This is a genomic window from Enterobacter sp. ZOR0014, from assembly GCF_000798855.1.
Classification (GTDB): Bacteria; Pseudomonadota; Gammaproteobacteria; order Enterobacterales; family Enterobacteriaceae; genus Enterobacter; species Enterobacter kobei.
In genome coordinates this window covers 40786-51666 of the sequence record NZ_JTLF01000098.1, presented here as the reverse complement: position 1 = coordinate 51666, position 10881 = coordinate 40786, and the positions used below count along the sequence as shown (strand labels likewise).

6 protein-coding genes are annotated in these 10881 nt (G+C 55.4%); 5 read left to right on the top strand and 1 reads right to left on the bottom strand.

Features of this window, described 5'->3' with window-relative positions; genetic code table 11:
* Positions 1-171: 171 nt before the first annotated feature.
* The 4 genes from metA (at position 172) to aceK (ending at position 6124) form a co-directional block, all read left to right on the top strand.
* Positions 172-1101, top strand: coding sequence for a homoserine O-acetyltransferase MetA (gene metA, locus L977_RS04790; protein ID WP_014882083.1), 930 nt, complete (start codon positions 172-174; stop codon positions 1099-1101).
* 270 nt (positions 1102-1371) lie between these two features.
* On the top strand, positions 1372-2973 hold the full coding sequence (aceB, locus tag L977_RS04785; RefSeq protein ID WP_047625013.1) for a malate synthase A: 1602 nt from the start codon (positions 1372-1374) through the stop codon (positions 2971-2973).
* 31 nt (positions 2974-3004) lie between these two features.
* Complete coding sequence (gene aceA, locus L977_RS04780; protein ID WP_047625012.1) at positions 3005-4309, top strand: isocitrate lyase; 1305 nt, start codon at positions 3005-3007, stop codon at positions 4307-4309.
* A 51-nt stretch (positions 4310-4360) separates the two neighbouring features.
* Complete coding sequence (gene aceK / locus L977_RS04775; RefSeq protein WP_023331773.1) at positions 4361-6124, top strand: bifunctional isocitrate dehydrogenase kinase/phosphatase; 1764 nt, start codon at positions 4361-4363, stop codon at positions 6122-6124.
* Here the strand turns inward: aceK and iclR are convergent.
* Positions 6078-6905: a glyoxylate bypass operon transcriptional repressor IclR gene (gene iclR / locus L977_RS04770; RefSeq protein WP_014882087.1), complete on the bottom strand. Its 828-nt coding sequence runs from the start codon at positions 6903-6905 to the stop codon at positions 6078-6080. The two genes, aceK and iclR, sit on opposite strands and share 47 nt — an antisense overlap.
* 193 nt (positions 6906-7098) lie before the next feature.
* Here iclR and metH point away from each other — a divergent pair, with 193 nt between their 5' ends.
* Entirely contained in the window at positions 7099-10782 is a 3684-nt protein-coding gene (metH, locus tag L977_RS04765) for a methionine synthase (RefSeq protein WP_045268802.1), read from the top strand.
* Positions 10783-10881: the final 99 nt, after the last annotated feature.

Sequence of the window (10881 nt, the reverse complement as noted above, 5' to 3'; positions counted from 1 at the left end):
TCAAGAAGAACCCCGTACCGTAAGGTGCGGGGTTTTTTGCTTTGGGCTTTATTCCTCTCCTTGAAACTTTCTCACCTTCCTCTTGCAGACTCGACATTCAGGCCGGATCTCGGTATTGTTAGCTGTCTGGATGTCTAAACGTTTATACGTATGCTTTGAGGATTCAACGATATGCCGATTCGGGTGCAGGACGAGCTACCAGCCGTCAATTTCTTACGTGAAGAGAACGTCTTTGTGATGACGGCTTCACGCGCAACAGTTCAGGAAATTCGCCCGCTGAAGGTTCTTATTCTCAACCTGATGCCGAAAAAGATTGAAACAGAGAATCAGTTCCTGCGTCTGCTTTCAAACTCTCCGCTGCAGGTCGATATTCAGCTGCTGCGGATCGATGCGCGCGAGTCACGCAACACGCCTTCTGAGCACCTGAACAACTTTTACTGTAACTTCGATGACATTCAGGGTGAAAACTTCGACGGCCTGATTGTGACCGGCGCACCGCTCGGTCTGGTTGAATTTAACGATGTTGCCTACTGGCCGCAGATCAAACAGGTCCTGGAGTGGGCAAAAGATCACGTCACGTCCACCTTGTTTGTTTGTTGGGCGGTACAGGCGGCACTGAATATTCTTTATGGTATCCCTAAACAAACCCGCACTGAAAAGCTCTCCGGCGTATACGAACACCACATTCTTCATCCACATGCTCTGCTGACGCGCGGGTTTGATGATTCGTTTCTGGCGCCGCATTCGCGCTATGCCGATTTCCCGGCGCAGCTGATCCGTGATTACACCGATCTGGAGATCCTGGCCGAAACGGAAGATGGGGATGCATACCTGTTTGCCAGCAAAGATAAGCGCATTGCCTTTGTAACCGGGCATCCTGAATACGATCCGCATACCCTCGCGTCAGAGTATTTCCGTGATGTCGAAGCGGGTCTTAATCCGGATGTGCCGTACAACTATTTCCCGAAAAACGATCCACAAAACAAACCGAGAGCAACCTGGCGCAGCCACGGGAATTTGCTTTTTACAAACTGGCTCAACTATTACGTCTACCAAATCACGCCATACGATCTGCGACACATGAATCCGACGCTAGAGTAATCTTCTGCATTAAACGATCCTAAAGCGTTTCAGCTGTTCGCATCAGGCACCTTCGGGTGCCTTTTTTATTTCCGAAATTCTACTCAACATTGGGGAAAACTTTAATTTCATACTGATCAAGGAGTTAACTTTATAAATTAAATAAAATGGAAATTGTTTTTGATTTTGGAAAAAATAGAGATAGTCTTAATTCTGCTGAGCGAAAACTACACAACGATCTTTCGTTCGCATCGGGGGCGTGATTTTGGATCTTTGATGAGGAGCAGAGTAATGACTCAACAGGCAACGACGGTCGACGAACTGGCCTTTACCCAGCCGCATGGTGAGCAAGAACAGCAAATATTGACGGCAGAGGCGGTCGAATTTCTGACTGAACTGGTGACCCGCTTTACGCCGCAGCGCAATAAGCTGCTGGCAGCACGCATTCACCAGCAGCAGGAAATTGACGATGGCAAGTTGCCTGGATTTATTTCGGAAACCGCTTCCATTCGCCGTAGTGAGTGGAAAATTCGTGGTATTCCTGAAGATTTACAGGATCGCCGCGTTGAGATCACCGGTCCGGTAGAACGCAAAATGGTGATCAACGCCATGAACGCGAACGTTAAAGTCTTTATGGCTGATTTTGAAGACTCGTTGGCACCGGACTGGCGTAAGGTTATCGAGGGGCAAATCAACCTGCGCGACGCCGTGAACGGCACCATCAGCTATACCAACGAAGCCGGGAAAATCTATCAACTTAAACCGAATCCGGCGGTGCTGATCTGTCGCGTACGCGGTCTCCATCTGCCTGAAAAACACGTCACCTGGCGTGGGGAAGCCATTCCCGGCAGCCTGTTTGATTTCGCGCTCTATTTCTTCCACAACCACAAAAACCTGCTGGCAAAAGGCAGCGGCCCCTATTTCTATCTGCCAAAAACGCAGGCCTGGCAGGAAGCGGCGTGGTGGAGTGAGGTGTTCAGTTATGCAGAAGATCGTTTCAACCTGCCACGTGGCACCATCAAAGCCACCCTGTTGATTGAAACGCTGCCTGCGGTTTTCCAGATGAACGAAATTCTGCATGCCCTGCGTGACCACATCGTCGGCCTGAACTGTGGGCGTTGGGACTATATCTTCAGCTATATCAAAACCCTGAAAAATTATCCCGATCGTGTACTGCCCGATCGTCAGGTCGTCACTATGGATAAGCCGTTCCTGAGCGCCTACTCGCGCCTGCTGATCAAAACCTGCCACAAGCGCGGTGCCTTTGCGATGGGCGGCATGGCGGCATTTATTCCGAGCAAAGACGCGGAGCGTAACAATCAGGTGCTCAACAAAGTGAAGGCCGATAAAGAGCTTGAAGCGCGTAACGGTCATGACGGAACGTGGATCGCCCATCCGGGCCTCGCAGACACGGCAATGGAAGTCTTTAACCGCGTACTCGGTGACAATAAAAATCAGCTCTTTGTTACGCGCGAAGAGGATGCGCCAACGGCTGAAGAACAGCTGCTGGCACCGTGTGCAGGTGAACGTACGGAAGAGGGCATGCGCGCCAACATTCGCGTTGCGGTGCAGTACATCGAAGCCTGGATCTCCGGCAACGGCTGCGTGCCGATCTACGGCCTGATGGAAGATGCCGCCACGGCGGAAATCTCCCGCACCTCTATCTGGCAATGGATCCATCATCAAAAAACGCTCAGCAACGGCAAGCCGGTGACCAAAGCCCTGTTCCGCCAGATGCTGGCCGAAGAAATGCGGGTGATCCAGGACGAGTTGGGCGAACACCGATTCAGCAGCGGACGTTTTGACGATGCTGCACGCCTGATGGAACAAATCACCACCTCAGATGACTTAATCGACTTCCTGACCCTGCCGGGCTACCGCTTCCTGGCGTAACTCACCACATAACAATATGGAGCATCTGCACATGAAAACCCGTACCCAACAAATCGAAGAACTGAAGAAAGAATGGACACAACCGCGCTGGGAAGGCATTCGTCGTCCGTACAGCGCGGAAGAAGTGGTGAAATTACGCGGCTCGGTCAATCCGGAATACACGCTGGCGCAAAATGGCGCGGCGAAAATGTGGAAGCTGCTGCACGGTGGTTCCAAAAAGGGTTATATCAATAGCCTCGGGGCGTTGACCGGCGGTCAGGCACTGCAGCAGGCGAAGGCCGGTATTGAGGCTGTCTATCTTTCCGGCTGGCAGGTTGCGGCGGATGCCAACCTGGCATCCAGTATGTATCCGGATCAGTCCCTCTACCCGGCGAACTCCGTGCCGTCGGTGGTTGATCGAATCAACAACACCTTCCGCCGTGCGGATCAGATCCAGTGGGCGGCAGGCATCGAACCCAACGATCCGCGCTTTGTTGACTACTTCCTGCCGATCGTCGCGGATGCGGAAGCGGGTTTCGGCGGCGTGCTGAACGCGTTCGAGCTGATGAAATCAATGATTGAGGCCGGTGCAGCGGCCGTTCACTTCGAAGATCAGCTGGCATCGGTGAAGAAGTGCGGACACATGGGCGGTAAGGTGCTGGTTCCGACCCAGGAAGCGATTCAGAAGCTGGTTGCCGCGCGTCTGGCGGCAGACGTGCTCGGCGTGCCGACGCTGGTCATTGCCCGTACCGATGCGGATGCGGCTGACCTGATCACCTCTGACTGCGATCCGTACGACAGCGAGTTCATCACCGGTGAGCGCACCAGTGAAGGGTTCTATCGTACCCATGCAGGCATCGAACAGGCGATCAGCCGTGGCCTGGCGTATGCCCCTTACGCCGACCTGGTCTGGTGTGAAACCTCCACGCCGGATCTGGCGCTGGCAAAACGTTTTGCCGATGCCATTCATGCGAAATATCCGGGCAAACTGCTGGCCTATAACTGCTCGCCGTCCTTCAACTGGCAGAAGAATCTGGATGATAAAACCATCGCCAGCTTCCAGCAGCAGCTTTCTGACATGGGCTACAAGTACCAGTTCATTACCCTGGCGGGTATCCACAGCATGTGGTTCAACATGTTCGACCTTGCACATGCTTATGCGCAGGGTGAAGGCATGAAACACTACGTCGAGAAGGTTCAGCAGCCAGAATTCGCCGCCGGAAAAGAGGGTTATACCTTCGTTTCTCACCAGCAGGAAGTGGGAACGGGCTACTTCGACAACGTGACCACTATCATTCAGGGCGGTGCCTCCTCCGTCACCGCCTTAACGGGATCAACCGAAGAAGCACAGTTCTAATCGTTTCCCCCTCTCCCCCCTCGGGGAGAGGGTTGGGGTGAGGGGGAATATATGTCGCGTGGCCTGGAATTACTGATTGCTCAAACTATTTTGCAGGGCTTCGATGCCCAGTATGGTCGTTTTCTTGAAGTGACATCCGGTGCGCAACAGCGCTTCGAACATGCAGACTGGCATGCGGTTCAGCAGGCCATGAAGCAGCGTATTCACCTTTATGACCACCACGTGGGTCTGGTGGTGGAGCAGTTGCGCTGTATTACCGATGGTAAAAGCCCGGATGCGGACTTTTTACTGCGCGTGAAAGAGCACTACACCCATTTATTACCTGACTATCCGCGCTTCGAGATTGCGGAGAGCTTTTTCAACTCCGTCTATTGCCGGTTATTTGACCACCGCTCATTATCTCCTGAGCGGTTATTTATCTTCAGCTCTCAGCCTGAACGACGATTTCGTGCTATCCCACGTCCGCTGGCGAAAGATTTCTTCCCGGAACGCGGGTGGGAGAAGCTTTTGCACCGTGTGCTAACCGATTTGCCGCTGCGTTTGCCCTGGGAGAATAAAACCCGGGATATAGGTTATATCCACACCCACCTGCGCGAAACCTTCGGCGAGGCGTTGCTCGGCCGCAGCCACTTGCAGGTTGCCAACGAGCTTTTCTATCGCAATAAAGCCGCCTGGCTGGTAGGAAAACTGGTCACGCCATCGGCCATCGTACCGTTTCTGCTCCCCATCCATCGCACAGATGACGGGGAACTGTTTGTCGATACCTGCCTGACCACCAGCGCCGAGGCCAGCATTGTATTTGGCTTCGCCCGCTCCTATTTCATGGTGTACGCACCGTTGCCTGCCGCGCTGGTGGAATGGCTGCGGGAGATCCTGCCGGGCAAAACCACCGCCGAGCTGTATATGGCGATTGGCTGTCAGAAGCACGCTAAAACGGAAAGCTATCGGGAATACCTGCGTTATGTCACCACCGCAGATGAACAGTTTATCGAAGCGCCTGGCATTCGCGGCATGGTGATGCTGGTGTTTACGCTTCCGGGGTTCGACCGCGTATTTAAGGTCATTAAAGACCGCTTCGCGCCGCAAAAAGAGATGACCGCCGCGCACGTCCGCGCCTGCTATCAGCTGGTCAAAGAGCATGACCGTGTCGGACGTATGGCGGATACTCAGGAATTCGAAAACTTTGTGCTGGATAAGCAACAGATCGACCCGGCGCTGATGGCGCTTTTGCTCAAGGAAGCATCCGGGAAAATCACCGATCTTGGCGACAAAATCGTGATTAGCCATCTTTACATCGAGCGCCGCATGGTGCCGCTGAACATCTGGCTGGAGCAGTCCGAGGGTCAGGTGCTGCGCGATGCTATAGAAGAATACGGTAACGCGATTCGCCAGCTTGCCGCGGCCAATATTTTTCCGGGCGATATGCTGTTTAAAAACTTCGGTGTCACGCGCCACGGGCGAGTGGTGTTTTATGATTACGACGAGATTTGCTACATGACCGAAGTGAATTTCCGCGATATCCCGCCGCCCCGTTACCCGGAAGATGAACTGTCTGGTGAACCGTGGTACAGCGTTTCGCCGGGCGATGTCTTTCCCGAAGAGTTTCGCCACTGGCTGTGCGCCGACCCGCGCATCGGGCCGCTATTTGAAGAGATGCACGCCGACCTTTTTCGTGCCAGCTACTGGCGTGGGCTGCAAACGCGGATCAAAAACGGGCATGTGGAAGATGTGTACGCTTACCGCCGCAAGCAGCGGTTTTGCATCCGGTTTAACGAATCCCACCATACGCCAGCGTCACCTCTTTCGCCGCCTTAATCACCAGCGCACCTAACTCGGTAACGCGGTCGTCGGTCATGCGCGAAATCGGCCCGGAGATAGAGATGGCGGCAAACGGCTCGCGGTGCTCGTCAAAGATACAGGCCGCGATACAGCGCAGACCCAAAGCATGTTCTTCATCATCAAATGAATAGCCACGCTTGCGGGTTAACGCCAGATCCTCTTTCAGATGCACCGGCGAAACCAGCGTGGCATGGGTATAGGCGTGCAGCCCTTTACGATGCAGCAGCCCTGTCACCTGATCTTCGCTGAGCTGAGACAGAAACGCTTTTCCTGCCCCGGACGCATGCATCGGCAGCTTACCGCCAATCGGCGCGGACATACGCATCAGCTGCGTGCACTGCACCTGATCGATAATGATTGCCTGATGATCGCTCTGGTCAAGCACCGCCAGGTTTACCGTCTCGCCGGAATCTTCCATCAGCTTGCGCAGAATCGGATGCACAATCGCCAGCAGATTGCGGCTTTGCAGGAAGCTGCTGCCAACGATAAAGGCATGTGCGCCCACCGCCCAGTGTCCCAACTCGCCGACCTGGCGGACAAAGCCCAGCTGCTGCATAGTGGTCAGCAGGCGGTGCGTGGTGGAGTTCGGCAGGCCAGCCTGCTGGGCCAGCTCCGTCAGGGCCACGCTGCTGTGCGACTCGGCTATCCACTCCAGCAGCTTCAGACCGCGCGTGAGCGATTGTACCTGTCCGCTCGGTTGTGCTGCGGGGGTGGCAGCAGGTTTTCTGCCGCGTTTGGCGGGAACGGTCGCGACCATGACGATCTCCTTTTTCTGTATCGTGGAAATCATTTTCGTTTTATTTGGTGATTTTGCAACCGTTATCCTGACTGATCGGAGGAGTGATGGTGAACATGTCTCATGTTACCGCTGTGTGACTTTTCCACCCTGCGAGATTGTGCCAGTATGGAACGCAGCCTTTTGGCCTTGTTGAGCGTTGTCGGGAGCAAGTGTGAGCAGCAAAGTAGAGCAACTGCGTGCGCAGTTAAATGAACGAATTCTGGTGCTGGACGGCGGCATGGGCACGATGATCCAGGGCTATCGTCTGAGTGAAGACGATTTCCGCGGCGAACGCTTCGCTGACTGGCCTTGCGATCTGAAAGGTAACAACGACCTGCTGGTGCTCAGCAAGCCGTCCGTCATTAAGGATATCCACAATGCCTACTTCGAGGCAGGGGCGGATATCGTTGAAACCAACACCTTTAACTCGACAACCATCGCTATGGCGGATTACCAGATGGAATCCCTGTCGGCGGAGATCAACTTTGAGGCGGCTAAACTGGCTCGTGCCTGCGCAGATGAATGGACTGCCCGCACGCCGGACAAACCGCGCTACGTTGCCGGGGTGCTTGGCCCAACCAACCGCACCGCATCAATCTCACCGGACGTCAACGACCCGGCATTTCGTAATATCACCTTTGACCAGCTGGTCGCTGCCTACCGTGAATCGACCAAAGCGCTGGTGGAAGGCGGTTCCGACCTGATCCTGATTGAAACGGTTTTCGACACCCTCAACGCCAAAGCCGCGATTTACGCGGTGAAAGAGGAGTTCGAGGCACTGGGCGTTGACCTGCCGATCATGATTTCCGGCACCATTACCGACGCCTCCGGCCGTACCCTGTCCGGCCAGACCACCGAAGCGTTTTATAACTCCCTGCGCCACGCGGAAGCGCTCTCCTTTGGCCTGAACTGTGCCCTGGGGCCAGATGAACTGCGCCAGTACGTGCAGGAGTTATCGCGCATCGCAGAATGCTATGTCACCGCGCACCCGAACGCCGGTCTGCCCAATGCCTTTGGTGAATACGATCTGGATGCCGACACCATGGCGGCGCAAATCCGCGAGTGGGCTGAATCTGGCTTCCTGAACATTGTTGGCGGCTGCTGCGGCACCACGCCGGAACACATTGCCGCTATGAGCAACGCCGTGGCCGGGCTGCCGCCGCGTAAGCTGCCTGAGCTTCCCGTTGCCTGTCGTCTTTCTGGTCTCGAGCCGTTGACCATTGGTGACGACAGCCTGTTTGTGAACGTGGGTGAGCGGACTAACGTTACCGGTTCCGCGAAGTTCAAACGTCTGATCAAAGAAGAGAAATACAGCGAAGCACTGGACGTCGCCCGCCAGCAGGTGGAAAGCGGCGCACAGATTATTGATATCAACATGGACGAGGGGATGCTCGACGCCGAAGCGGCGATGGTGCGTTTCCTCAACCTGATTGCCGGCGAGCCGGACATTGCCCGCGTGCCGATCATGATTGACTCTTCCAAATGGGAAGTCATCGAAAAAGGGCTGAAGTGCATTCAGGGTAAAGGCATCGTCAACTCTATCTCGATGAAAGAGGGCGTTGATATCTTTATCCACCACGCGAAGATGGTCCGCCGCTACGGTGCCGCCGTGGTGGTCATGGCCTTCGACGAAGTGGGCCAGGCGGATACCCGCGAGCGTAAAATTGAGATATGCCGCCGCGCGTACAAGATTTTGACCGAAGAGGTGGGTTTCCCGCCGGAAGACATCATCTTCGACCCGAACATTTTCGCCGTCGCGACCGGGATTGAAGAGCATAACAACTATGCCCAGGACTTTATCGGCGCATGTGAAGACATTAAACGTGAATTGCCGCATGCGTTAATCTCCGGCGGCGTGTCGAACGTGTCGTTCTCGTTCCGCGGCAACGACCCGGTGCGTGAAGCGATCCACGCCGTGTTCCTCTACTACGCCATCCGCAACGGGATGGACATGGGGATCGTTAACGCCGGCCAGCTGGCGATTTACGATGACCTCCCTGCCGAGCTTCGCGACGCGGTAGAAGATGTCATCCTTAACCGTCGCGACGACGCCACCGAGCGCATGCTGGACCTCGCGGAGAAATACCGCGGCAGCAAAACGGATGAATCGGCCAACGTTCAGCAGGCCGAGTGGCGTTCCTGGGACGTGAAAAAGCGTCTGGAATATTCGCTGGTGAAAGGCATCACCGAGTTTATTGAGCAGGACACCGAAGAAGCGCGCCAGCAGGCAGCCCGCCCGATTGAGGTGATCGAAGGCCCGCTGATGGACGGCATGAACGTGGTCGGCGATCTGTTCGGCGAGGGAAAAATGTTCCTGCCGCAGGTGGTGAAATCTGCCCGCGTGATGAAGCAGGCCGTGGCCTATCTGGAGCCGTTTATCGAGGCCAGCAAAGAGAAAGGCTCCAGCAACGGCAAGATGGTCATCGCCACCGTGAAGGGCGACGTGCACGACATTGGCAAGAATATCGTCGGCGTGGTGCTGCAGTGCAATAACTACGAAATTATCGACCTCGGGGTAATGGTCCCGGCGGATAAAATCCTCAAAACCGCGCGTGAGGTGAATGCCGATCTGATTGGCCTTTCCGGGCTGATCACGCCGTCGCTGGACGAGATGGTCAACGTGGCAAAAGAGATGGAGCGTCAGGGCTTCACTATTCCGTTATTGATTGGCGGGGCAACCACGTCGAAAGCGCATACGGCGGTAAAAATCGAACAGAACTACAGCGGCCCGACGGTCTATGTGCAGAACGCCTCGCGCACCGTAGGCGTGGTGTCCGCGCTGCTCTCCGACACTCAGCGCGATGACTTCGTGGCGCGCACCCGCAAAGAGTACGAAACCGTCCGCATCCAGCACGGTCGTAAGAAACCGCGCACGCCGCCGGTTTCACTTCAGGCGGCGCGCGATAACGATCTGGCGTTTGACTGGTCCAGCTATACCCCGCCGGTTGCGCACCGTCTGGGCGTGCAGGACGTCACCGCCAGCATCGAAACGCTGCGTAACTACATCGACTGGACGCCGTTCTTCATGACCTGGTCGCTGGCGGGCAAATATCCGCGTATCCTCGAGGATGAGGTGGTAGGTGAAGAGGCGAAGCGGTTGTTTAAAGATGCCAATGACATGCTCGACAAGCTGAGTGCAGAGAAATCCCTCAATCCGCGCGGCGTGGTGGGGCTGTTCCCGGCGAACCGCGTGGGTGACGATGTGGAAATCTACCGCGATGAAACCCGCACGCATGTGCTGACCGTGAGCCATCACCTGCGTCAGCAAACGGAGAAAGTGGGCTTCGCCAACTACTGTCTGGCGGATTTCGTCGCACCGAAACTGAGTGGCAAAGCCGACTATATCGGCGCCTTTGCGGTAACCGGCGGCCTGGAAGAAGATGCGCTGGCGGAAGCATACGAAGCGCAGCATGATGATTACAACAAAATCATGGTCAAAGCGATTGCCGACCGCCTGGCGGAAGCCTTCGCTGAGTATCTGCATGAGCGCGTACGTAAGGTGTACTGGGGCTACGCGGCCAATGAAAACCTCAGCAACGAGGAGCTGATCCGCGAAAACTACCAGGGCATTCGCCCGGCGCCGGGCTATCCGGCCTGCCCGGAGCACACCGAAAAAGGCACCATCTGGAAACTTCTCGATGTTGAGGCCCATACGGGGATGAAACTCACCGAGTCGTTTGCCATGTGGCCTGGTGCCTCTGTTTCCGGCTGGTATTTCAGCCACCCGGACAGCAAGTACTTTGCCGTGGCGCAGCTACAGCGCGATCAGATCGAAGATTACGCCCTGCGCAAAGGCATGAGCGTGTCAGAAGTCGAGCGCTGGCTGGCGCCTAATCTCGGCTACGACGCCGACTAAAATCACTTTTCCTTACAACAAACAGGGCGCTCATGGGGCGCCCTGTCTCTTTCTTACGTTTAAACCCTTATACTGAACCTAAGGAAAATGAATAACGAT

Bases quoted from the DNA above. Each gene is read 5' to 3' on its own strand.
- aceB (WP_047625013.1), top strand. From the start codon at position 1,372: ATGACTCAACAGGCAACGACGGTCGACGAACTGGCCTTTACCCAGCCG.
- iclR (WP_014882087.1), bottom strand. From the start codon at position 6,905: ATGGTCGCGACCGTTCCCGCCAAACGCGGCAGAAAACCTGCTGCCACC.
- aceA (WP_047625012.1), top strand. From the start codon at position 3,005: ATGAAAACCCGTACCCAACAAATCGAAGAACTGAAGAAAGAATGGACA.
- aceK (WP_023331773.1), top strand. From the start codon at position 4,361: ATGTCGCGTGGCCTGGAATTACTGATTGCTCAAACTATTTTGCAGGGC.
- metA (WP_014882083.1), top strand. From the start codon at position 172: ATGCCGATTCGGGTGCAGGACGAGCTACCAGCCGTCAATTTCTTACGT.